General features: G+C 32.4%; 26 protein-coding genes and 2 other annotated features. Of the genes, 1 reads left to right on the top strand and 25 read right to left on the bottom strand.

Going from position 1 to position 24,908, the window contains the following annotated elements:
* Positions 1-164 precede the first annotated feature (164 nt).
* The 25 genes from Q6H37_RS13260 to eutM all read right to left on the bottom strand — a co-directional run bounded on the left by Q6H37_RS13260 (position 165) and on the right by eutM (position 23,386).
* A complete protein-coding gene (locus Q6H37_RS13260; protein WP_318742382.1) occupies positions 165-1,709 on the bottom strand; it encodes a 2-isopropylmalate synthase in 1,545 nt (514 codons plus the stop codon).
* A gap of 29 nt (positions 1,710-1,738) precedes the next feature.
* Positions 1,739-2,731 (bottom strand): ketol-acid reductoisomerase, encoded by a 993-nt coding sequence (ilvC, locus tag Q6H37_RS13255; RefSeq protein ID WP_318742381.1) that lies wholly within the window; start codon positions 2,729-2,731, stop codon positions 1,739-1,741.
* 73 nt (positions 2,732-2,804) lie between these two features.
* Positions 2,805-2,957 carry a hypothetical protein gene (locus Q6H37_RS13250; RefSeq protein ID WP_007059937.1) on the bottom strand — a complete coding sequence of 51 codons (153 nt, stop codon included), beginning with the start codon at positions 2,955-2,957 and terminating at the stop codon, positions 2,805-2,807.
* A gap of 37 nt (positions 2,958-2,994) precedes the next feature.
* Positions 2,995-3,201 (bottom strand): hypothetical protein, encoded by a 207-nt coding sequence (locus Q6H37_RS13245; RefSeq protein ID WP_318742380.1) that lies wholly within the window; start codon positions 3,199-3,201, stop codon positions 2,995-2,997.
* Between the two features lie 122 nt (positions 3,202-3,323).
* Positions 3,324-3,522, bottom strand: a binding site (T-box leader).
* A 52-nt stretch (positions 3,523-3,574) separates the two neighbouring features.
* Positions 3,575-3,774: a binding site (T-box leader), on the bottom strand.
* A gap of 192 nt (positions 3,775-3,966) precedes the next feature.
* Positions 3,967-5,598, bottom strand: a complete 1,632-nt coding sequence (gene aspD / locus Q6H37_RS13240) for an aspartate 4-decarboxylase (RefSeq protein ID WP_007059939.1) — start codon at positions 5,596-5,598, stop codon at positions 3,967-3,969.
* Between the two features lie 75 nt (positions 5,599-5,673).
* Positions 5,674-6,117, bottom strand: coding sequence for an Lrp/AsnC family transcriptional regulator (locus tag Q6H37_RS13235; RefSeq protein WP_318742379.1), 444 nt, complete (start codon positions 6,115-6,117; stop codon positions 5,674-5,676).
* A gap of 26 nt (positions 6,118-6,143) precedes the next feature.
* Positions 6,144-7,124 (bottom strand): asparaginase, encoded by a 981-nt coding sequence (locus tag Q6H37_RS13230; RefSeq protein ID WP_318742378.1) that lies wholly within the window; start codon positions 7,122-7,124, stop codon positions 6,144-6,146.
* A gap of 313 nt (positions 7,125-7,437) precedes the next feature.
* Positions 7,438-8,220, bottom strand: coding sequence for an MIP/aquaporin family protein (locus Q6H37_RS13225; protein ID WP_318742377.1), 783 nt, complete (start codon positions 8,218-8,220; stop codon positions 7,438-7,440).
* A 30-nt stretch (positions 8,221-8,250) separates the two neighbouring features.
* Positions 8,251-9,213 carry an iron-containing alcohol dehydrogenase gene (locus Q6H37_RS13220; protein ID WP_318742376.1) on the bottom strand — a complete coding sequence of 321 codons (963 nt, stop codon included), beginning with the start codon at positions 9,211-9,213 and terminating at the stop codon, positions 8,251-8,253.
* Positions 9,214-9,308: 95 nt separating this feature from the next.
* Positions 9,309-9,857, bottom strand: a complete 549-nt coding sequence (locus tag Q6H37_RS13215) for a BMC domain-containing protein (protein ID WP_318742375.1) — start codon at positions 9,855-9,857, stop codon at positions 9,309-9,311.
* Between the two features lie 14 nt (positions 9,858-9,871).
* A complete protein-coding gene (locus tag Q6H37_RS13210) occupies positions 9,872-11,200 on the bottom strand; it encodes a 4Fe-4S dicluster domain-containing protein (RefSeq protein WP_318742374.1) in 1,329 nt (442 codons plus the stop codon).
* Positions 11,201-11,334: 134 nt separating this feature from the next.
* Positions 11,335-12,744, bottom strand: a complete 1,410-nt coding sequence (locus tag Q6H37_RS13205; protein WP_318742373.1) for an aldehyde dehydrogenase family protein — start codon at positions 12,742-12,744, stop codon at positions 11,335-11,337.
* Complete coding sequence (locus Q6H37_RS13200) at positions 12,728-13,759, bottom strand: cob(I)yrinic acid a,c-diamide adenosyltransferase (RefSeq protein ID WP_318742372.1); 1,032 nt, start codon at positions 13,757-13,759, stop codon at positions 12,728-12,730. Before Q6H37_RS13200 ends, Q6H37_RS13205 begins: the two co-directional genes overlap by 17 nt.
* 11 nt (positions 13,760-13,770) lie before the next feature.
* Positions 13,771-14,049: a EutN/CcmL family microcompartment protein gene (locus Q6H37_RS13195; RefSeq protein ID WP_318742371.1), complete on the bottom strand. Its 279-nt coding sequence runs from the start codon at positions 14,047-14,049 to the stop codon at positions 13,771-13,773.
* A gap of 15 nt (positions 14,050-14,064) precedes the next feature.
* The gene (locus Q6H37_RS13190; protein ID WP_318742370.1) at positions 14,065-14,859 is read right to left on the bottom strand and encodes a flavoprotein; all 795 of its coding nucleotides are present in this window, start codon (positions 14,857-14,859) and stop codon (positions 14,065-14,067) included.
* 13 nt (positions 14,860-14,872) lie between these two features.
* Complete coding sequence (eutJ, locus tag Q6H37_RS13185; RefSeq protein ID WP_318742369.1) at positions 14,873-15,718, bottom strand: ethanolamine utilization protein EutJ; 846 nt, start codon at positions 15,716-15,718, stop codon at positions 14,873-14,875.
* Positions 15,719-15,723: 5 nt separating this feature from the next.
* Complete coding sequence (locus tag Q6H37_RS13180) at positions 15,724-16,377, bottom strand: phosphate propanoyltransferase (RefSeq protein WP_318742368.1); 654 nt, start codon at positions 16,375-16,377, stop codon at positions 15,724-15,726.
* 5 nt (positions 16,378-16,382) lie between these two features.
* Complete coding sequence (locus Q6H37_RS13175; protein WP_318742367.1) at positions 16,383-16,991, bottom strand: BMC domain-containing protein; 609 nt, start codon at positions 16,989-16,991, stop codon at positions 16,383-16,385.
* 47 nt (positions 16,992-17,038) lie between these two features.
* Positions 17,039-17,476: a glycerol dehydratase reactivase beta/small subunit family protein gene (locus tag Q6H37_RS13170; RefSeq protein ID WP_318742366.1), complete on the bottom strand. Its 438-nt coding sequence runs from the start codon at positions 17,474-17,476 to the stop codon at positions 17,039-17,041.
* A 1-nt stretch (position 17,477) separates the two neighbouring features.
* Positions 17,478-19,298 (bottom strand): diol dehydratase reactivase subunit alpha, encoded by a 1,821-nt coding sequence (locus tag Q6H37_RS13165; protein ID WP_318742365.1) that lies wholly within the window; start codon positions 19,296-19,298, stop codon positions 17,478-17,480.
* Between the two features lie 13 nt (positions 19,299-19,311).
* On the bottom strand, positions 19,312-19,824 hold the full coding sequence (locus Q6H37_RS13160) for a diol dehydratase small subunit (protein ID WP_318742364.1): 513 nt from the start codon (positions 19,822-19,824) through the stop codon (positions 19,312-19,314).
* Positions 19,825-19,834: 10 nt separating this feature from the next.
* Positions 19,835-20,503, bottom strand: coding sequence for a propanediol/glycerol family dehydratase medium subunit (locus tag Q6H37_RS13155; RefSeq protein ID WP_318742363.1), 669 nt, complete (start codon positions 20,501-20,503; stop codon positions 19,835-19,837).
* A gap of 15 nt (positions 20,504-20,518) precedes the next feature.
* Positions 20,519-22,183: a propanediol/glycerol family dehydratase large subunit gene (locus Q6H37_RS13150; protein ID WP_318742362.1), complete on the bottom strand. Its 1,665-nt coding sequence runs from the start codon at positions 22,181-22,183 to the stop codon at positions 20,519-20,521.
* A 17-nt stretch (positions 22,184-22,200) separates the two neighbouring features.
* Entirely contained in the window at positions 22,201-23,004 is an 804-nt protein-coding gene (gene pduB, locus Q6H37_RS13145; protein ID WP_318743017.1) for a propanediol utilization microcompartment protein PduB, read from the bottom strand.
* 100 nt (positions 23,005-23,104) lie between these two features.
* Positions 23,105-23,386: an ethanolamine utilization microcompartment protein EutM gene (gene eutM / locus Q6H37_RS13140; RefSeq protein WP_007059959.1), complete on the bottom strand. Its 282-nt coding sequence runs from the start codon at positions 23,384-23,386 to the stop codon at positions 23,105-23,107.
* 300 nt (positions 23,387-23,686) lie between these two features.
* Here eutM and Q6H37_RS13135 point away from each other — a divergent pair, with 300 nt between their 5' ends.
* The gene (locus Q6H37_RS13135) at positions 23,687-24,898 is read left to right on the top strand and encodes a PocR ligand-binding domain-containing protein (RefSeq protein ID WP_318742361.1); all 1,212 of its coding nucleotides are present in this window, start codon (positions 23,687-23,689) and stop codon (positions 24,896-24,898) included.
* The last annotated feature ends 10 nt before the right edge of the window (positions 24,899-24,908 follow it).

Raw genomic sequence — 24,908 nt, 5'->3', positions numbered from 1 at the left:
CTATGTGTTTAAGTTAACATTTGTATCTTAAATAATATTATAAAACTTATTTTATTGTATTCTTTAACCTATTTATAGGTGTAAAAATCCAATTTTATTAACAAATTATAGTTAATGAAAGTTATCCTAAATGATTTATAGTTTTCATATAAATATATTCATTTTTATTGTACTTGCTTAATTTCATTGGTGTCATAATTCATTTCATAATGCATTTTATTAATAGCATTTATAAAAGCTTTTGCACTGGATTCAATGACATCTGTGCTAATTCCTTTGCCAGAGTAGATTCTATTATCTTTTTCAATCTTCAAAGTCACTTCTCCTAATGCATCCTTTCCACTACCAATGGCCTTTAAGAAATAATTCTTTAATATCACATCAATTCCAATAGCTTTTTCAATGGCTTTAAAAGTTGCATCTACTGGTCCATCACCTAATGAAGCTTCTTCAAGCTTTTTATCCTCAAATCCAAGCTTCACTGTGGATGTAGCCAAAGTACTGTTTCCACTGGAAATTTGAAAATACTCAAGTTTAAATAATTCTGGAATTTGAAAAGCTTCTTGTATAACTAAAGCTTCAATATCCTCATCTGAAACAGATTTTTTCTTATCTGCTAAATCCTTAAACTTTATAAAAGCTTCATTTATCTTATCCATACTTAAATTAGCATATCCCAATTCTTTTAATCTTTCTTCAAAAGCATGTCTTCCTGAATGTTTACCAAGCACTATAGAGTTTTTCTTTAAGCCTACGGATTCTGGAGTCATTATTTCATAAGTTTCCCTGCAATTTAATACTCCATGTTGATGTATACCTGATTCATGAGCAAAAGCATTAGCTCCTACAATAGCCTTGTTATGTTGAATTTCTACACCTGTCATATGACTTACTAAATTGCTAGTTTTGCTTATTTGCTCTGTAACTATATCTGTATAACAATTAAAATTATCTGATCGTGTTTTGATAGCCATCACAATTTCTTCTAGTGCTGCATTACCAGCTCTTTCTCCTAATCCATTTACTGCACATTCTACTTGTGTTGCTCCATTTTCAATAGCTGCCAAAGAATTTGCCACAGCTAAACCTAAATCATTATGACAGTGAACACTTATAATTACTTTTTCAATATTAGGAACATTTTCTTTAATTCCCTTAATAAATGCACCATATTCATTTGGTGTTGAATATCCTACAGTATCAGGTATATTAAGTATATCAGCTCCAGCATCTATTACAGCTTCTAGTACCTTATATAAAAATTCAGGTCTTGTTCTTGTTCCATCCTCTGGTGAAAATTCCACACTTGGACACAATGATTTGGCATACTTAACCATTTCTACAGCTGTATTTAATACTTCATCTGGTTCCATTTTTAATTTATGCTCCATATGAAGATCTGAAGTAGCTATAAATGTGTGTATTCTAGGTTTTTCAGCATATTTAAGAGCTTCCCAAGCACGATCTATATCTTTCTTTGATGTTCTAGCTAGGCCTACAATAACAGGTCCCTTTACATTCTTAGCAATTGCTTTAACTGCTTCAAAATCTCCTTTTGAAGCAAGGGGGAACCCTGCTTCAATGACATCTACACCTAATTTTTCAAGCTGCTTTGCTATTTCTAACTTCTCTTGAAGATTTAAACTAACTCCTGGTGTTTGTTCCCCATCCCTCAAAGTTGTATCAAATATATATATTTTCTTATCCATAAAAAGACCTCCCTATAGTGCTAAATTTACTACTTTTTATTCCAAGTCATCATTTTTCTAAGTTCTTCACCAACAGTTTCTATTTGCTGTTCTTTTTCTTGTCTTCTAACAGCATTGAAATTTGGACGATTTATTTGATTTTCAAGAAGCCAGTTTCTAGCAAAAACTCCATCTTGAATATCCTTCAAAATTCCCTTCATTCCCTTTTTACTTTCTTCTGTAATGACTCTCTTTCCACTTACATAATCCCCATATTCAGCTGTATCGCTTATTGAATATCTCATATAGCCTAATCCACCTTGATTTATAAGATCTACAATCAATTTAAGTTCGTGACAACATTCAAAATATGCACTTTCAGGTTGATAACCAGCTTCTACTAAAGTTTGGAATCCAGCTTTTATAAGTTCACAAACTCCTCCGCATAGTACTGCTTGTTCTCCGAAAAGATCTGTTTCTGTTTCTTCCTGGAATGTAGTTTCCAAAACTCCTGCTCTAGAACCACCAATTCCCTTTGCATAAGCTAAAGCATATTCCTTTGCCTTTCCACTATAATCCTGGTGCATTGCAATTAAGCAAGGTACTCCTTTTCCTTCTTTATACTGACTTCTTACAGTATGTCCCGGCCCCTTTGGAGCAACCATCAATACATCCACATCAGCAGGTGGTTTTATTTGTCCATAATGGATATTGAAGCCGTGAGCAAACATTAAAGTTTTTCCTTCTGTAAGATTTGGTGCTATACTTTCTTTGTAAAGTGCTGCTTGCTTTTCATCAGGTATTAATATCATTATAAAATCAGCTATTTTTGCTGCTTCTGAAGCTTCCATTACTTTAAGTCCTGCTTCTTCAGCAATGCCCCAAGATTTGCTGTCTTTATACAATCCTACACAAACATCCACACCACTGTCTTTTAAGTTAAGTGCATGAGCGTGTCCTTGACTTCCATAACCTATAATCGCTACCTTTTTTCCTGCTAATAATTCTAAATTTGCATCCTTATCGTAATACATTTTTGCCATTTCCGTTTCCCCCTAATTTATTCATGAGTTTTTTTATTTAATATACTTTTGTTAATACAATTTTTCTTAAATTTTAAAATGTCATAAAAGATGTTGAATAATCACAAGTATCATTGAAATCTCCATTTTTCATGTCTCTCAAATATTCATAATATGCCCCACCATTTTGAGAAACTAAAACTTCTGTATTATCTACTGAACTATTTTTATTCCATTCTTCAGACATTGATTTAACCTCCTTTTTAATATAATTCTTTTAACTTTTAAAATGTCATAAAAGATACTGCATAATCACAAGTATCATTGAAGTCTCCATTTTTCATTTCCCTTAAATATTCATAATATGCACTATTATTTTGAGAAACTAAAACTTCTGAATCATTTACTGAACTATTTTTATTCCATTCTGATACCATTGAATTAACCCCCTTAAAATTTACTGATTGTGATTTGCCTTGAAATTTTGACATTATTTTTCCTCCTTTCAATTACATATTTTACATTATTTTACAAAGAATATATAATAAGTTTCCAATGATAAGTTGGAAATTTATATCTAATTAATTTTAGGTATAAAAAAAACAGCCATCCACCATGGGGCGAGAAGTCTGTTCGCGGTACCACCCAAATTTTTCACTTGATTTTATAACGGCATAACCGGCACAGCTTACTATTATTTCAGCCTGCAGCTCCAGGGTGAGTTTCAATATGCAGTATTTGTGGATTTTCACCTACTTCCACTCTCTGTAAAACACTAATCATATTTACTTGATCCCTATCTAAGCTTTTATATTATTTTGTATATATATTCCAAATAATTTGTATAAAAAAAACAGACCTCCGCTATGGGGCGAAGATCTGTCGCGTTACCACCCAAATTTATTACTCAATTATATAACGGCTTGCACCGGCACAGCTTACTATTATTTCAGCTTGCAACTCCAGGGTGAGTTTCAATATGTAACATTTATGAACTTCCACCAAAGCGTTCACTCTCTTTAAAATATTAACCATATTTACTTGGTCCCTATCACAGTTTTTAATGTTGTATATGAGTATACCTTAGATTTTATTTCCTGTCAATACATTTTTTAAATATTTTTGAAAATTTATTTTTTAACCTGTTTTGTTTTCTTGATTTTTTTAATTCTAACATTCATATTTTCTATTGTCAATACAAAAATATATTTTCATAATATTAACTTTTTTCATTTTATTGAATGTTTTATTTCATTTTAACCCTTTATTTGTTTCCAATCTTCAGCATAGTTTTCTAATATTTTACGAATAACCTCTCCAATTTTTGAATAACATTCATCACTTAAATTTGCAAGAGATATTCTTATAGACCACTCAGGTCCATGAAAACCACTTCCACTTAAAAGTACAATAGAAGATTCTTCTGCAAGCTTTAACAAAACATCTATTGGTCTATAATTATTTTTTAAGTAATTAGCAAATTCTTCACTATAGTTATATTTAGCCCATTCTAATAAATCAAACTGAGTATAATATGCAGCATCAAATGGATCCTTTGTAAGTTTCAATCCTAATCCTTTAAACAATAATTTTTGACGACGATGACAAATATCTTTAGTTAACTTTTTATATCTATTTTCCTTATCCACTAAAGCAAATAATGAGAAAAATGCCATTTGCACCTGCTGAGGAGTAGATAATCCTGCAGTATGGTTAAGAGCTACCTGCCTGCTGTCTGCCACAATTCTATCAATAAAAGGAATTGATTCAGGGTTAGTTGAAATTCCAGAATAACGTATTCTTGCTCTTTCTTTTTTATCATCATCAAGTTCTCTAAGCAGCTTATCAAATACATTATTTTCATATAGTGCAATTGTTCCAAGTCTCCAACCTGTTACTCCAAAATATTTCGAGAATGAATATACACCAATGGTATTGTACGGTAAATCTGCCATTAATGAATGAAAATCATCTACAAAAGTACCATATACATCATCTGAAATAATCATAAGATCAGGATTATGGTTTTCTACAATTTCCTTCAAATCCTTTACTATTTCTGGCTTCATTGCTACAGAAAGGGGATTACTTGGATTAACTATAAATAAGGCTTTTATACTTGGATCACAAAGTTTTTCAAGTTCTGAATAAGAATATTGACCTGTATGTGTTCCATTTTCACCCACTTCTTCTGCTAAAAGCTCAACTACTTCAAAATTGTATCTTGGTAAATGTGGAATTTCTAAATAAGGAGTAAAAATTGGAGCCATAAGTGCTATTTTATCTCCTTTTGATAGTATATTATTTGCAATTAAACTGTCAAAAATATAGCACATTCCTGCAGTAGCTCCTTCCACTGCAAATAAATCAAACTTTCTTTGTAAAGGCTCATTATAACATAGTTCTTGAATTAAATAATCATGAACTATACTTTCCACATGTTTAAGCATTCTATCTGGTACTGGATAATTATCTCCAATAATTCCATCTACTAGTTCATATATCCAATCATCAGCATCAAAACCTTTTACTGTCACACCATAATTAATCATTCTTCTTAAAAGTTCAATTCCTGGTGCATTTTCATTTTTATTTAAAAACTCTAAAAATCTAGCTCTAATTCCTGATTTTTGAGGCATGCCACCTAAATCATTATCACTCCATACTCTTCGACTTTCCTCTACAGCAAACTGTCCAAAGGTAAAGAAAGCTTCTCTAGGTGTCGCTGCAATCCAGTTAGGATTTCCTCTACCTGCGTCTAATAGTGAATGTGCACCACTTTCCTTACATTCTTCAGCTAAACTTATTAATCTATCTTTAAGTTCAAAAGGGCTAATTTTTCCATAAACTCTTTCTATTTCTTCACGTTGAAGATTATAGTTATTCATAATTTTTCCTCCTGATTAATTCATCTTTAATTTGAAAATTTTGCTATATAATTTTAATATTTTTCAGCATTGTACTTAATCATCTTCCACATCAATCTCAACTTTATCTTTTACCATTGAAGAAAGTATTATAAATGTCTCTGTGTTTCCAAATCTCTGTATTTTCTCAATTAGTCTTTCCAACTCTTCAATACTTCCTAATCTTGCTCTAAGAATTTTGCAATAAGGACCAGTAACATGATGACATTCTACTATTGACTCTTCAGTACTTATAAATTCCATGAACTTTTTAGTATTTTGCACTTTCATATCTAAATTTATAAGTACATTAATATTTTTTCCCAGTTTTTCATAGTTTATAATAGCTTTGTAACCAGATATAATATTTGCATCTTCAAGCCTTTTCATTCTTTCTGCTACTGCTGGTGCACTTAAGGACACCTTTTGTGCCAGCTCTTTCATAGATATCCTTCCATCTTCAAGAAGTATTTCAATTATTTTATAGTCAGTAATATCCATAAAACACACCTCCTAAAAAGATGTTTTTAGTAAAACTTCTTCTCAAATATTTCTTTTATTTTATTTAAATCTCTTGTAAAACCTAAAGCTGCTATAAGTTTGATTCTAGCCTTCTGACCAGGTAAGTTGTCTCCAAGAATTACTCCTTTTTCAGTAAGTTCTCTTCCTGCACCTTCATACCCATAATCCGCTGAAACTTTTCCTTTAAGGCATCTTGAAACTAAAACTACAGCTATGTTCTTACTTAAAGCATATTCTACACCTGATACCATTTTAGGAGGAATATTTCCTCTTCCCATACCTTCAATTACTATTCCATGACTTCCAGAATCCACACAAAATCTTAAAATGCTATCATCCATACCACAACCACATTTTATAAGTGCTACATTTCCATCAACTTTATCTGCAGGAATATATTGTTTTTTATCATAGCTGTAATAAAAATTGGCCTTATTATTATCAACAATTCCAATAGGTCCAAAATCCATACTTTTAAAAGTATCTAATGAATAAGTGCTAGTTTTAGTTACCTGAGAAGCAGAATGTATTTCTTTATTCATAACTACCATTACACCCTTATTAACTGCATCTTCAGATATTACAGTATTAACTGCATCCATTAAATTGGAAGGACCATCCCATCCAAATTCAGAACTATTTTTCATTGAACCAACAAATACTATAGGCTTTGATCCATTATAAGTTAAATCTACAAGATATGCAGTTTCCTCTAATGAATCTGTACCATGAGTAATTACTACTCCATCGTAACCTTCAATTTCAACTTTTTTTCTTATTATTTTAGATAACTCTAGCATTTTTTCTGGAGTCATATGAGGCCCTGGAACCATGCCAAAATCTAAAAAATCTATTTGTGCAATTTTCTCTATACCCGGAGTTAACTCAAGTATATCTCCACCACCCATAGATGGTACTGCTGCATTATTTTCATCTTTTTTCATGGATATTGTTCCACCAGTAAATATTATAATTACCTTTTTCATCGAACTGCTCCTTTTTATTATGTATTTGCTATGAAATAATGAATTCATCATTTAATGTAACTTTATTTTAGCACATTGATTTTGCATCGTACATATTTAAAATAAGGTTATAAATCATATTCACCTTATTTAATTATTTATTTTTTAAGATTTTGTTTACTAAAAAAACCAAAGAATGCTTTTATAATATTATTTGCAAGTAAGGAAATTTTATGTAAATAAAACTTCATTGAAAACTAATAAATATACACATAAAAATAAAAGCCAAGTATTATAAACTTAGCTTTTATTGGTTATAAATTATTCTATAATATTATTTTGCACTTGGTAAATAAGGTGCAACTAATTTTTCATATATGCCCCCTCCAATAAGTCCACCTATAATTGGTGCAAACATTGGTACAATAAGTCCATATGAGTTAGGTCCAAGCACTGATGGTCCCCATCCTGCTAACATGCAGAATAATCTTGGTCCAAAGTCACGTGCTAAATTCATTGAGAAACCAGTTAATGGTCCAAAAGAAACTCCTATAAATGCTACAGTTAAACCTATAGCTATTGCTGGAAATCCTGCTTTAGGACATCCTTCATTTCTTCCATCTGACACTGCAAATATAACTAATACTAAAAATGCAGTAATACACATTTCTACTAAAAATGCATTAGCCATTGTTAAACCTGCCTTTGGAAAAGTAGTAAATATTCCAGCTGTAGCCCAACCTGCATTTGATGCTCTAACTATATTTTTAGTACTTTCAAAAGCTGTAATAGTTGATCCATATAATGCATAAACTAATGCTGCTGCTAAAAAAGCTCCTATTATTTGAGATATAATAAATGGAACAACTTTCTTTTTATCAAAACCTTTCCATACTGCAAGTGCTATTGTAACTGATGGGTTTAAATGTGCACCTGAAATAACTCCAAATATAAATACTGATATGGTTATTGCTAATCCCCAACATATGGATAAGTCCCAAAAGGTTATGTTTGTTCCTGCTGCAACTAATGAGGCAACAGTTCCTATTCCTATAAACATGAAGACAAAGGTTCCTAAAACTTCCGCTAAACATTCACCAAATAAATTATTTCTCATAATAATTTCCCCCTCATATTTTAATATAATTTACTCACCATAAATTTCTTTAATTAAGTTTACTATATCTTCTTTAGTAGGTATTCTTGGATTAGTTTTTGTACAATTATCTTTTAGTGCTGCATCTGCCATATTTTCCAGCTTGTTAAATAGACTATTTTCATCTATACTTGCTTCTTTTAAATTTTTAGGAATATTTGTTTCTTTAGCAAGTATATTTATTGCACAAATAAGGCTATTAACTCCCTCTTCTATTGATGAACATGGTAAACCTAATACTTTAGATAATTCAGCATATCTTTTTGCTATTTCTGTTTCTTCCTGTGCTTCAAGATTTGCATTAAATTTAATTACATAAGGTAAAACAATTGCATTTGCCCTACCATGAGGAATATGAAAATTTCCTCCTATAGTATGAGCTATACTATGATTTATTCCTAAATTTGCATTTGTAAATGCTATACCTGCCATGCAAGATGCGTTATGGAGTTTTTCCCTTGCTATCACATTGTTTCCATCTTTATCCGGAATCATTTCATCGTCAACTAGAGGAAACTTTGCATTTCCCATAGTAATTACTGAAAAAGAAGTAACCTCAGATCCAGTACCACTTGTAGTTGGAATAGCTATAAATAATGGCTTAGAATATTCATCTCCACTGGCATTTAGTATTTTAACAGTAAATAGTATAATGCTTTTTGTAGCATCAATTGAAGAACCACCACCTAATGCAACTATCACATCTGCCTTAAAATTTATCATTTTATTTACTCCTGCAGCAACAGTTGCAATTGGCAGATCTGGTTTTATCTCTGAAAAAATTTCATACTCCAATTTATTTGATTTTAAAATACTAATTATCTTATCTGCAGCACCTGATTTGAGCATAAATGGATCTGTAACTATACACACTTTTTTATTTTTTATATTTTTTAAATATTCTACTGATCCATTATCAAAATAAATTTTAGGCTTAACGCTAAACGTATTCATATAATCCCTTCTTTTTCGTATAATATATAATGTTCTAATAGTACAATAACCACTATAACAACAAAATTGCCAACAGTTTTAAACTCATTAAGAAGTTACAATAAACTTTGAAGTAATTCTTTTCTTGGAGCAGCTATTACAGCTTTATTTACTAGCATTCCACTTTCAAGAGCAGTATTTGCCCCCACTGTTACAGCATTATTAACTGAACTTATGTCACCAGTAAGTGTTATGAAAGCCTTTCCTCCAATTCCAACTCCTAATCTAACCTCTATTAAATCTACATTTGCTGATTTAACAGCAGCATCAGCAGCAATAATAGCAGACACAATACTAAAGAATTCTAACACTCCTAAATCTTTTAATTTTTCAACATTATTAGCTGCATTAATTGCAGGAATTACTTGTGGATGCACATTTGGAACTAATAATTTATTAATTACAGATTCTTTTCCTGCAGCTTCTCCACGATTAATAGCTGCTTGAACAGCGCCCACATTTCCTGTAATCAAAATAATATATTTACCCGGACAAACAGTTTTAGCTAAAAGTAAATCTACTTCTGCAGATTTAATCATTTCATCTGCAACTTGTATTCCATGAGCAATACTATTTAATTCTATCAATCCTATAGTTCTTATCATTTTATCACCTCTGCTTAAATAGCTTTTATAGCTATGCTATCACTTATTTCAGAAATTGCCCCATTAATACTAGCATGAGCATTGGCTCCCATTTTTCCCTCTTCAACTTTTCCTATAAGCTGTCCTTTTTCCACAGTATCTCCAACATTAACAACTGGAATTGTTCCTGCACCTATTCCTTGCCTTAAAGGAATTTTCACTTCAGTAGGATTTATCTCTTCACCTTCCTGCAATCTTTGTTTTCTATATTTATCAAGCTGCAATCTAGCTATTAATCTACCTGTAGGAACTTTTCTATAGTCTCTTAGTATATTAGGTGTAAATGTATTTGTAGTGTTCTGCCATTTTACTCCACTTTCTCTTAACATTCCTTTTACATAAACATTGATACGCTTAGGTGATAATCTCATAGGGCAAGCATACATTTCACATACTCCACACTCACAACATATCATTGCTTGCTTAAGTACTTCCTCGTTCTGTTCTTTTAGTGCAATACTTCTCATAATTTTATGGGGATTTATTGGATGTCCTATAAGATTTCTAGGACACATATCCGTACAGAAATGACATTGTATGCAAGCTGACTTAGCTTGATTTTTCATATGTTCAATGGTCATTCGTTCTCTTTGAGCTAAATAATGATCCTCTGGCAGTACTATAATTGCACCATCAGTTTTTGTAATAACTCTACCTTCTATTTGATCCTTTGACATTCTCTTTCCCATCATAGGACCACCCATTATTATTGCATAGTCTTTAGTAAGCACACCACCACATTTTTCTAAAACCTCTTTTACTTTTGTGCCTATAGGTACTTTAACAATGGAAGGTTTAGCTACTTCACCTATAACAGTAACAAATTTATAAGTAACAGCCTTATCCTGCATAGCTTCAAATATATTGAGTATGGTACCAGAATTTGAAACCACAGCTCCAACATTTAGTGGAATTCCCGCTGGTGGTATTGTTCTTCCAGTTACTTCATAGACCAAAACTTGTTCATCTCCTGCTGGATAAAAAGCTCTACTTAAATGAAGTTTTATCTTAGAATCAAATTTTTCTATAGAATTTTTTAATGCTTGTATTTCATCTCTATACTCTTCTTTTAATCCTATTACTAAATGCTCTGCTCCAATAGCTTTACCTATTTCTTCTACTGCTTGTACTATTTCATTGCTTTTATTTCTCATCATATATTTATCTGATTGAAGTAATGGTTCACACTCCAATCCATTTACTATGAAATACTCAACCTTGCAGTTTAACTTAATATGAGTAGGAAAACCAGCTCCACCTGCACCTATAATTCCAGCTTGTTGAATTTTCTGAAGTAAGTCCACAATTACACCTCCCCTTTTTTAGTTAATAGTTAAGAATGAAAAGTTAATAGTTAATGTGGATTTTTTGCTACAGCAAAAATCATCCTTCACTATTAACTCTTAACTATTAACTCTTAACTATTATATTTCTCTAATTACACAATCCTAAATGACTCCGCCATAGTGCATCTTCTCTTTCTAGTGAAGGAAACTGCATTAGTTAACCCTTCTCCAGTAGGTCCAGCTATAGTGAAGGTAGTATATCCTTCACCACCAAAGCCAATTCCAGCATAGGATGGTGCATTTTTAACAAATATTGTTGTATCTATTGCTCTAGCCATTTTAGTTAAATTGTCTACATTTTTAGAATGCATAATAGCTGTGTGTCTATTTCCATGTTCATCTTGAACTGCAAGCTTTAATGCTTCTTCAAAATCCTTTGTTTTAACTATAGGAAGAATAGGCATCATAAGTTCTTCTTGAACAAAAGGATGGCTATTTTCTGCTCTATATATTAAGCATTCAACTCCTTCAGCATCATTTTTTCCAATGTTTTGTAGTATATATTTAGCATCTTTTCCTACAAAAGCTTTGTTTATAGAATAAGTATTTTTTTCTTTATTATGAACCAATACTAATTCAGCTACTTTAGCAGCTTCTTCATCATTTAATTCATATACTGCTCTATTATTTTTCATTTCTTTTATTAACTCTTCATAAACTTCTTCAACTACTAAAGCTTCTTTTTCTGCTATACAAGGTAAATTGTTATCAAAAGTGCAGCCAGCAATTATATCTCTTGCAGCCTTTTTGATATCTGCTGTTTCATCAACTACTACTGGAGGATTTCCTGCTCCAGCACCTATAGCCTTCTTTCCTGATGAAAGAACCATTTTAACTATTCCAGGTCCACCTGTTGCAACTACCATTCTTATTTTGTCATTTTTCATCATTGCATTTGTACTTTCTATTGATGGCTTCTTAACTGATGTAAGTAAGTTGTCTGGTCCACCTGCTTCTTTTATTGCTTTATTTAATGCTTTAAGCATAGCTAAAGATGATCTAAAAGCTCCTGGATGTGGTGAAAATACAGCAGTATTTCCTCCTGCAATCATTCCTATTCCATTACATGCAACTGTAGCTGCTGGATTGGTAGATGGTGTAATTGATCCTATAACACCAAAAGCACCATTTTCCACAAGTGTAAGCCCTTTATCCCCTGTAAAAGCTGTGGTCTGTAACACTTCAGTTCCTGGTGTCTTTTCTGCTGTTAACTTTAACTTCAAATATTTATGATCAACTCTGCCCATTCCTGATTCATTAACACAAAGATTTGCTATCTCCATAGCATTATCAATTATTGCTTTTCTCATAGCAGCTATTAATTTTTCACGTTGTTCAATTGTATAGCTTGAGAACTTTTTCTGAGCTTCATATGCTGCCTCTATAGCTTCCTCCATAGTATCAAATACTCCATCGCTAACTTCTTCTTTCAATTCCTTTTTATTCATTTCCTTTAAAACTTTTTCTATTATAAGTGATAATTCATTACTTTGTAATTCCATTTGTCAAACCCTCCTCAAAAGCTTTTAATCCATATTGTGCAACCTTCATATCCTGTTCAACGGTACCACCGCTGACACCTATTGCACCTATTATTTTTCCATTTATTTTTAGCGGAAATCCTCCACCAAAAGTTATTATTTTTTCAACGTTATTAATTCCATAAAGTTCACCAGTTGGCAATGATGCTTCCCTTAATTCATGAGTTGGAGATTTGAGTGCTGCTGCCGTATATGCCTTTCTCATGGCTATTTCTATACTTGCAAGTAGAGAATCATCCATACGCTCAAGCAACTTAATGTTTCCACTAAAGTCTGTTATGCAAATAACCATAGGCACACCAACTTCATGGGATTTTTCTGCACATTTTTCAGCTATATATTTAGCAGTTTCTCTATCAATAACTGTCATATTAAGCATGGCTTTATTACTTTCTTCTATATGACAATTATCTTCCATTTTGCCACTTTGATTAAACTTTTCTATGTTTTCTTTGGTCTTTTCAATTATATCTTTGTAATCAAAATATCTAGCTACGGCATAAAGACCATCAGATAATCTATTAGTATACTTCATTAAATTGCTGCTAACTTCATAGTTATTTTTAAGCTCAGATATACATCTTTCAGCTCTTCTTACAACTGTTCTTGCAATATCAAGATGTGCTGATTCTACAGTTCCTCCAGGTACTATAAATCCATTAAAGGAAGGCTTAAGTCCATCTAGCTTGTCTATAGTTTCTTCAAGAAATATTATATCTTCAGCTTTTATTCTTTCTTTGTAATAATCTGTTCCAAGGGAAGCAAGTTCAGCCCCAACTTCAAAAAGAGTCTTTTGAATTTTTAAAAGTATTTCTGAAAACTCTTTTTCTTTAATATAAGCTCTTGCTACACCTATAGATGAATTTACTTCATCTATAGTTCCATAAGCCCATACTCTTAAATCATGCTTTTCAGCTCTATCCCCGCCAACAAGGCTAGTAGTTCCTTTATCTCCAGTTTTGGTGTATATTTTCACTTTATCACCACCTAATAATCTGAATCCCATTCAACGGAATCAACAATACCCATAATTGAAGCATCTGCAGGTACAACCTTATCTGTAGCATCTAAATATCTTGCACCACTTCCTGTAACTACAATTACAGTTTCGCTAATACCTGCACCTACTGTATCAATTGCAACTATAGGCTCTCCTGATACTTTTCCACTTTCGTCTATCTTTTTAACTATTAAAAGCTTACTTCCAATAAACTTTGGATCTTTTTGTGTAGAGACAACTTTTCCAACAACCTTTCCTAAAAACATAATTACACTCCTTAACTAACAATATTTAACATTAATCTTGTTGTTATATATATAATCTTTTGCTAGAGGAGTTATTAAAGCACCCTCTTTAACACAAATTTCCTTAGACCTATTAACAGCTACTATAATATCCTCTGTTGTCAAAACTCCTGATAATACTTTGCCACTCACAGTAACTTTATTAACTATAGGGGTAACATTTTCTTCTTTCACTATAGTTTTATTTATTGGTTCTATGTTTGGAATAATTTCATTATTAATATTAAAACTACCATTTATAGCCTTCTTTATACCATCTGCATCAATAAACTTCATTCCAAAGTTAGTAAGTACATCTTGATATCCTAAAACGAACTTATTGTATGCTGGATTTTTGCTAAAACCTAAAGATATATTCTTAGGATTTTGCGGATCAAAACTATCCTTAACAGTAATTACCTCTTTGTTCATCATAAGAGCTTCGGCTATTCCTGTAGTAACTAAGTTATCTTGAATACCTGTAGCACATTTAGCTAAAGTGTTTCTTGTCATCATTGGTACTAATATTATGTCATCTTCTCTTACAGCTTTAGTCAGTTCAGCTTTGCAGTCTATTAATCTTCCATTTAAATTATTGATGTATTCTTCTGGTATAACTTTTTTAGCTGCTTCTGTCATTACTACGTCATATTGCAGCATTTTCATGGAAGCTAATGTTTCAAATATACTTTTTAAATTTACTGCACCACCAGATACAAATAAAAGAACTCGTTTGTTCATCATATTTATTATCTGTGCAATAATAGGTTTTAGTAAATCTTCAATATCCATTTACTCACCTCTCTTATCTGACACTATTCATAGATATTCCTATTGGTGTTACTAGTAATGGATTATATGGCTTTATAGTTTTAATACCTGTGTATTTTTCAACTACCTTTTCTATATCTTTAAGACAGCAGGTTCCACCTACAAGATAAATGGTCTCCACATCGTGCCCTTGTACGTGTCTTAAAACTATATCCGCCATTTTTTCTATTACTGGTCTAACTACAGGAAACACAGTATTATAATTATCAGGATTAACTTTAAATTTTTCAGCCTCTTCATATTCTATTCCCAGGCTTCCAGCTACTACCAAACTTAAATGGTGTCCTCCTGTAGGCTCATCTGCTGAATAAACTACTTCACCATTTTTTAATATGGATATTCCAGTAGTACCTCCACCTACATCCACTACTGCACCATCTTTTATTTTTAAAACTTCAGATGCAGCAGTAGGTTCATCAATTACATTAGTCACAATGAAATCTGCTGCTTCTACTACATTTTGAATAACCTTAACATTACCCTTGCTTATTCCTGGTGGTATGGCTGTAGCAGCATAATCTAAAGTTCTATTCAAAGTTTTTTCCAGCTTACTTTTTAATTCTCTAACTATTGTAACAGCCTTTAGATATTCAACCACTATTCCATCCTTTACAACGCTTGCAGGATAAATTTCTCCAGCTACTGGTACATTATTTTTATCTAATACGGTTATAACAATATTTGAAGTACCTAAATCAACTCCTACTTTAATTTCTTCCTTTTCATCTATTTCACTAGGTTTTGAAATAGTATCCTCCATTTGTTTAATAAACATATTGGCTTTATTTAGTATATCCTCTGTACTAGTGTTTCCTACCATATCCATCACCTGCTTCTACTCATTATCCTAATAAATTCATTATTTTTTAATTCTGCTGAATTAGCTTCATCAGTATCTAAATGCATTTCTAAAGCTGATGCTTCACTAACTCTAATAAGTACATTTTTAAATATTAATCCCTTATCTCCAGCAGTTTCTATATTTACAAGATCTCCATCCTTTACTCCATAAGCCTTGGCTTGTTCTGCAACCATGTGAATATGTCTTTTAGCACAAATAACCTTATTGTTAAAAGTTAGCATACCCTTTGGTCCAATAACACAAAGACTTGCTGAGTTTTCCAAATCTCCAGAGTTTCTAACTGGTGGCTTTATTCCTAACGCAAAGGCATCCGTTCTAGATATTTCAATTTGGCTGTATTTTCTTACAGGACCTAAAATTCTTACCTTCTGGAAAGAACCTTTAGGTCCTGCAATAGTTACTGTCTCATTGGCAGCAAATTGTCCTGGCTGCTTTACTTTACCTTTTATTGTAAGCTCATACCCCTTACCAAATAAGCATTCTAAATCTTCTTGAGTAACATGAATATGCCTATTAGATATACCTACAGGTATTGAAAAATCTCTATTTTTTATTTCACTTTTTGTCACAATATCTATCACTATATCTTTTATTAAATTTTCATTTATATCTACCATTTCTATCACCTTCTACTACCTTTATAGTTAATACATAAAGTTTTTGGCTGTCCTTTTTTTCTTGTACAAGCAGGATCATGGCATATGTTGCACACTTCATTATTTTCCTGTTCATTTAAAGGACTATCATCATGTGCGGACTCTTCCCCCTGCTCCTTCTCATTACTAACTTTTTCTTCTTGAAAAGCTTCAGGTGACCTTGGACTATCCAAACTGGCATCATTATCTTCTACTTTATCTTCAATCTTTTCTTCCACATCAACTATATCTTCTACTTTATTTTCTTCCTCAATACTTTTCTTTATTTCAACTTCTTTAGATTTAATACCTACAGTTTCCTCAGATTCAATAATTCCATCTATATTTTCAGCTGGTCTTGGTATTATAAGTGCTGCATATACCTTATTAATTTTAGCTGCACTAATTTTAGCTGCATCAATAGCAGCTTTCACTGCTCCTACATTTCCTCTTATTTTAATAGTTACAAGCCCAGATCCTTTAGTAAGTTCATACCCTATTAATTCCACATTGGCCGATTTAACACAAGTATCTGCTGCCTGTATTGCTGCAGCCATTCCAACGGTTTCAATAATACCGAGGGCTTCTTTATTCATTAAAACCCCTCCTTAAAAATTCAACTTAATCATACTTCTAATTTTTCTCAGGTAATTTTTATATTTAATTTATCAATAACAGAAATAACCGATGCTCTAATTCTCTCTATCAATTCCATATTAACGGATTCTATGTTTTTGAAAGGCATTGTCTTATAAAGTCTTGCTGCATTACATCCAATTATTCTTGCTTTTTCTTTCTCATACAAATTTAATTTCATATCAATAAGAGGCTTTTCTTCCTTAAGCTTGTTATAGTGAAGTACTATTCTATCCTCCATAACTCCAATAGCTATACCCATTCTGGATTCCTGTGCTTTAACATAAACCTCTCTCAAAATACTATCTTCACTAAGGTTCATATTTTTTATACTGTAAGGAATGCCTTCTTCTTCTATTCCAGCAAGAATTTCTTTTAGAAGAGCTTCTTTGAAATTTTTTGCACATACAAAAATGCAAGGCATTTCTAAATTATTAGCTATCATTTTAATTACCTCTCAAGCTATTGTAATGAGATATTACAAGTCCAGTTGCAACTGCATTTCTAGGTCCTTGATTTCCCCTTATGTTACCACTTCCACACACAACACCATAATGAGATAACTCATCAGAAATTATTTCAGGAATCTCAAAATCCAATGCAGATCCACCTACTAGTACAACAAAGTCAATACTTCTCAAATCATTATTAGGTGCAACATCTTTTAGTGCTCTAATAACATTAGTTACAAATACCTTTCTTTTTGCTTCTCTTCTAACCATTTTTATCTTTTCTAATGCATGCTTAGTTGGAATAGAAACCATTTCTTCATTTTTAACTATTATATTCCTTGCAAATAGGGATGCATCTAAAGGCTGTTGAAAGAAACATACACTTCCATCTTCATACCTTATATTAAAAAGACTTTCTACTTTAGCTAAAGGATTTTTCTTTATATCCTCTGCTAAATTATAATCTTCCAGCCCTAATTCAGATTTTATAAGCATTGTAACCATTTCTCCAGCGCCAGCATGATGAATTGATTTTACAATTCCTTCTTTGCTTATATATGCTGAATCTGTTGAACCTCCTCCAATGTCCAATATAACAAGAGGTTTGTCTGTTCCTGGAGTTGTAAGTGCTCCAAGTACTGCCATATTTGCTTCTACTCCACCAATTAAAACTTTTACTCCAGTTTCATCTTGCAGTTTTTTAGCAATAGTCTCCATTGGAAGCTTACTTGTCTTTACCATAGCTGCAAGAGCTACAGCATTTTCTAGTGCAAATTCTTCTGCTAAACCACCTTGAACCTTTTGAGGTATAAATGTATCTACAGCCAAAATATCTTGAATTTTTACATCTTCTATATTTTGTGCTGTTAAATCTCCCATTATCTGTCTTACTCGCTCAATCATGCCACCTACATTTGTACCTGATTCTCCAGTTACATCCTTTAAAGGCCACACTTCACTTAAGCTTTCCATTATTGCACTGGAACCTTGTTCTATCCCAATCTTATTTTGTTTTGTTCCCATTAGAATTAGTTTTCCAGCAGGTATAACTCTCTCCTTTACATCCCCTTCTGGGGTTCTTATGACAACAGCTGACCTGTTGCCAATAAGAGCCCTTGAAATTGGGATTATATGTTTTGTTTCTCCAGGTGAAAGTTTAAATACAGTAGCAAGTCCATAAGGATTAGATAACACCTTTATAGTTTTTCCAGGTGCCGCTACCTCAACTGCTGCAAGCATTCCCATAGGAACTTTATCAATATAAGCCACTTCATCTACAATAGGTATTTTCTTGTCCAGCCTATTTGATATTATTACTCCATCATCTGCTTGTACCACTGCTCCAGTGATTTCAACATTTCTCTTAAATGCTTCATTTAATTTCTTAGCTGCAGTTTCAAAATCCACTGATTTAGGAATTATACATATTACTTCTTCATTTGCATGAAGGTATTCTAGTTCATCAAGGAAAACCGTTTTACCAGTACCTACTCCCAGACCTCCTGGTGTATCAGGGTTATGACCTATCATAGTAGATTCTGTAATTATAGTTTCCGTTATGGTTTCCATGGCTACATCACCAATAACTGGAGTTGCTTCATTTATACATATAGTGTGCAATTTTTCTACGGGGGTACCTATATTATTGCAAGCTTCTTTCAAAGCAAGAAGCACTCCTGCCACATTATCAGTGGTCCCTTTAATTCCTGTGGTCTTAACCATACTGCTAGTCACAAATTTCAAATCAGCATCAAAATCAGCAATGGCAACTTCAGTGGTAGAATTTCCTATGTCAACTCCTGCTACAAGTTTCACTTGTATCACCTACCTAAACTTTTAGTCTATTTCTCTTTTCATATACTTCACAAGCTTCTCTAACAAGTGCAGCACTTATTTTTGCATTATATTTATTTTCTAATTCATCTGCTATATCAAGTAATTCCTGCTTTGCTGATCTATAAGGTCTTAATGCATTATAGATTTCAAGAACTCTATCATCTGGAACTGCTGTTAATTCTGCAGCTCTTCTAAGATTTTTTGCAAATGCATGTCTTCCTATAGATTCTGCTATTTCAGCTTGATATATAAGAACTTCTGGAGTTATTTTTATATCTTCTGCAGATACACTCCCATTCAATACACTTTCAATATTTATATCATTTAAGGTTTTACCACTTTTAGTTCTTATTAAATCGCTTCTCTTTTGAGCTAAAGGATAATCATTTTTAGTCAAGCTTCCAGAGGAATTTTTTTCGCATTTTTCTGCAGATTTATCTACGCCAGTTGTCATATTTTTTAAAACTTCATTGATTATTTGTTCTAATAAAGCGTTATTTTCCATAACTTCACCCCTATTCGAAAATTACTTTTAATTCTATAGGCTTAGCATGTGGTACTACATGTTCTGTTTCTTTTATATGAAGTATTGCTGCTTTAGCCTGATATTTTGGTCTTGCCATTTGATCATTTCTAACTGGAACTGGGTCTGGTGATTCTCCCTTAGCATATTTAGCAGCATTTTTACCTATAGCTCTAAAAGTTTCTCTATCTATTAATGGTGCTTGTGAAAATAATTCAAGGTTATTTAATGGTTGTAAATCTTTTTGATGTATAACTGTAGTTCCCTTAGATTGTATTCCTATGCCTATACCTGATCCACTTATTTTAGCAGCATCATTAGCCATAAAAGATACATCTGATGTACGCAGCGCTCTTACTACTCTTGGAGCAATTCCTTCTTCTTCTATACCTGCCAAAATTTCTCTTAACACTTCATCATGAGGTATTCCAACTATAGTTTCAGTTTGAGTTTTTCCAAAAGCTGCACCTAATGCTATAACAACCTCATCGCTTCTTTTTCCAATTTCAGCTGTACCAACTTCCTCTAATCTCATCTTACCAACTCTTGCAGGTGCAGTGCTAGATTTAACACTATTTGAACTTATACCTTCTGTTAATTTACTTAAAACCTGTTTGGTTATTAGCTCTATTAGTTCTTCATTAGATACTGAATTTACCATATATAAATCACTCCCCTACATTTTATCAGGATCTAAAGCGTTAGTGATATTCTTAATTTTTTCCCATTTCTCGCCTTCAAGTCTATATCCTGTTCCAGGTCCCATATAATCATTAATATCATTAACTGCACTTATAACATTGTAATTTTCATCAAAAATAGCTGACGTATGAAGGTAATCTCCTACTATTCTTTGTTTCAACAAATTAAGAAGTCTTTCAGAAATTTCCTGGAATCCACCTTTGTGAAGAGCCTTAACAATGTCAAGTCCTGTTACTCCACGAGTTAATAGCTCTTGAGCAGCTTTTAAATCCTCTACAACATTTCTAGCTGGCATATCTTTACTACCATGAGCATAAGTTGCTGCTTCAACTTCTTCATCAGTAATAGCAGGTAAGCCTAATTCTCTAAATACTGCTTGAATTGCTTTTGCTGCCTTATTTCTAATAGCTACTACATCTTCTTCTTTAACTGGAACAAGTCCTGCATCAACTTTTAAGTCTCTTTCCATGATTACCCAATCGTCATAATCTTCGGCATCCCAGTTTGAACCAGCAAACATGTTATCATAGTTTGGTGTACAGCTATATCCTGAACATATAAAATCAGTTCCTGGTAAGAATTGCATCATAGTTCTTGCAGTTCTTCTTATATCAGAATGAGTAAATGTCTGGTCATTACTTGAAGCAACTTCCAAATCTAACATTGTAGTTATAAGGTTTTCTCCAAGTACGGCTCTTATTCCACCTGGAACTGCTGCTGGAACACCTATACAGCTAACTGAACCATTTTGTAATCCTTGAGATCCAGCACCTTTAGTTATCATTATGCATCTTGCTTCTAAGTAAAGCATAGATTTTCCTTCTGCATATCCCATTTGAACTTCTGATCCAGTACCAGATGTAAATCTCATCTTAAGACCACGAGATGCATAAGCTGATGCCAAGAATGCTTTTGAATAAGGAGTATCATCACCATCAACAAATACGTTCTCAGTTCCATAAACAGATATAGTTTCTGCATATGCAGTATATCCAAGCATACCTAACTTAAGTTCTGTAGCTTCTTCTAAGGAACATTGAGTTAATATTCCTGGTCTACCAACCTGTCCTCCTACTAAAAGTGATAAAGCATTAAAAGGAGCATATCTTACTATACCTACTGTTGTTTCCATTTCATCAAAGCCTCTTAAAGCTGATTCAGCAGCATCTGCGGCAATTTGAACTGGATTATCACGTAAATTAGTAACGTGACATTGATTTGATGGAGTTCTTCTAGCCCTCATTTTTTGAAGAGCCATCATCATTTCAACTACATTTAGTTTATCAACTACTCCAACAAGCTTTGCAGGTGTTAAAGCAGTAGTTATTTTAACTATTTCATCTCTTGAAACATTTATATCTGTTAACATTCTAGCTATGGATAAAGAATCCATTGCCATAGCCTTTTCAGCATTTTCTATATTAATAGCATGATTAGCTAAGAAACTATCAATAAAGTCAAAATCTTCTCTCTTTTTTCCATCCATTTCAACTATTTTTCCATTTTCCACTTTAATGCTTGGAATTGGATCATTTGGACTTCCTATAGCTATTAATCCTACTTCTGGCCATTCTTTAACAAATCCATCATTGTGGACTGGTCTATTTTCTAAGGTTTCAAATCTTTTAGATTTTTTCATAGTAGCACCTCCACTTTTTAAATGTATGGTTGAGTATCTGATTTAGGATCTTGTCCCATTGATCTCAATATAGATAACCCAACTTCTCTAGCTGCAATTACAGATTGTCTAACAGCACCTGAATCTCCAGTAATTGTTATGATAACTTCATTTGAATGCGCTGTACCTGCTCCAGGACTAGCGTAAGTTACCATTTCAACATTTGCAGTTTTCATAGCTGTATCTGCCATTACTACACCAATACCTGCTGGAGCACCAACAATTACTCCAAAGGCCTTTCCAAGTGGAGCGCCAAATGCTTTTTCTAGTGCCAAGCTTGCTCTTGCCGTATATTGAAGTTCAAGATGCCCTACGTCACATCCATAAACATCTCCAAAGGTTCTATCCAATTCCTTAAGTGCAACCTCTACAGCTCTTCTAGCATCAGATACATCTTCTGCAGCTAATATGATCAAAGAACCATGTCCAGCTCCACCTTTTGTATCTCTTGCCATTTCAATTGATACCACTTCTGTATTAGTAGCTTTTACAGCTTCATCTGCTGCCATTATATGAGGACCTGCTCCTGTTCTTGCACTGATTATTCCTATTGAACGATATTTTTTATCTAGTCCCATTTTTTCATGTAAAAAATAGTCTACATTAGCTATAACTAAACCAACGGTGTCTCCTCTTGCAGCTCCTACGTATTCTGTTATTGCTGATGGTGCACTCATAGATAATACCTCCCTTTTTTCTTCTACCACATTTTCTTTTTCATTTATTTCTACAGCTTCTTTATCAAGTATACTTTGTGCTGCACTTTCAATAATTTTACTCATTTGTTCTTTATCTAAACTCTGCAAATTTATCTTATTTCCTAGTTCTGATAAAACCTTTTCAATCAACGCGTTATCCATAAACTTTTACCTCACATCTTTTCTATTCAGATAATTTAGGTAATATTTTTTCTACATCTGTATGTGGTCTTGGAATAACGTGTATAGATACAACCTCTCCAATTCTCTTAGCTGATGCAGCACCTGCGTCAGTAGCTGCTTTTACTGCTCCTACATCTCCTCTAACCATAACAGTTACAAGTCCTGATCCTATTTTTTCATATCCTACTAATGCAACGTTTGCAGCTTTAACCATTGAATCAGCTGCTTCAATTGCTGCAACTAAACCTTTTGTTTCTATCATTCCCAATGCTTCTTGTCCCATAAATATACCTCCTAAAAATATTAAAATAATTTTATTTGTTGTTATGGTTATATTTTATATTAATACAACCAACAATTTTTATAATATTTAGACTACTTTATTGTCAAAATCAACTTCTTAAAATTGTACTTTTTGTACCTGCTTATGTATTTTTTCGACATCAGCTAATATAATCACTCCAAAAAAATAATATTTTTTCCTAATTAATACTAATTACTAATTGCTTTTTGTATGCATTTATAAGTATAATAAAATCTATATAATAAGTTTTTTTGCAATTCTAACTTATGAGGTGTTTTTATGAGTAACTTAAATAAGTATACATTAGATGAAATTATCGACATATCGTCTCTACAAAGTATTCAAGATAAATTTTCTGAAATGACAAATATGGCTTCCATAACAGTTGATAAAACCGGTACTCCTATAACAAAGCCCAGCAGCTTCTCAAAATTTTGCAATCTAATAAGAACTTCTAAAGAAGGTTATAGGCGTTGTATGAACTGCGATGCTAAAGGTGGTTTGCATTCAACTTTACAAAAGAATCCCGCAATTTATACTTGTCATGCTGGACTTACAGATTTATGTGCACCAATTGTTGTAAACGATATTGAATTTGGTTCAATGCTTTTTGGTCAAGTTGCTGTTAAGGACAAGGATAATAAAGAATCTGTTGATTTGCAAAGACTATCTAAAGAATTGGAGCTCCCTATTGATAAGCTTGAAGCTGCATTAAAACAAGTAAAATCTATAAAATACAATAGAATAATAGCATCTGCTGATTTTCTTTCTTTATGTACAAATTTAATTGCAAAAATGGGAGTTGCCAATATAACTCACACTGAACTATTAAAGGAAACTGAAGAAAAAATGAAATTTCAACAGCTAGCTAAAGATACTCAAATTAAATCCATTCAATCTCAGCTTGATCCACACTTTTTGTTCAATACTTTAAATACAATTGCTGGAATGGCACTTATGGAAAACTGCAATGAAACTGCTAATTTGATATATTCTCTTTCAGATATATTGAGGTATAGTATTAAAAGCTCAAAAGATATGGTTGAAATAGAAACCGAATTGGAAAACATAAAAAAATATTTATTCATTCAAAAAATTAGATATAGTGACAAGCTTAATTATGATATAAAAATTCCAGAGGAAATATTCAAATATAAAATTCCATCAATGACTTTACAACCTATTATTGAAAACGCCATAATACATGGTTTAGAGCCTAAAAAAGATCCAGTAAAAGTTGAAATACACGCTAAAATGCTGCCTGATAAATTTATAGAAATTAAAGTAATTGATAATGGAGTAGGCATAAGCAATGAAAAATTAAGCATCATAAATGACAAACTTAATTCCACTACTATTAATGGAGGCATTGGAATCAAACTTGTTCATGATAGGTTAATATATTATTTTGGACCTGAATTCGGTATTAAAATTGAAAGTATTCCTAATATAAGTACAACTGTATACATTAAATTCCCACTTGTCGACTAAAACTTTTTAG

This window comes from Clostridium sp. JS66, from assembly GCF_033561535.1.
GTDB lineage: Bacteria > Bacillota > Clostridia > Clostridiales > Clostridiaceae > Clostridium_AM > Clostridium_AM carboxidivorans.
The sequence above is the reverse complement of the archived record's forward strand: the minus strand, read 5'-3'. Positions and strand labels throughout refer to the sequence as shown.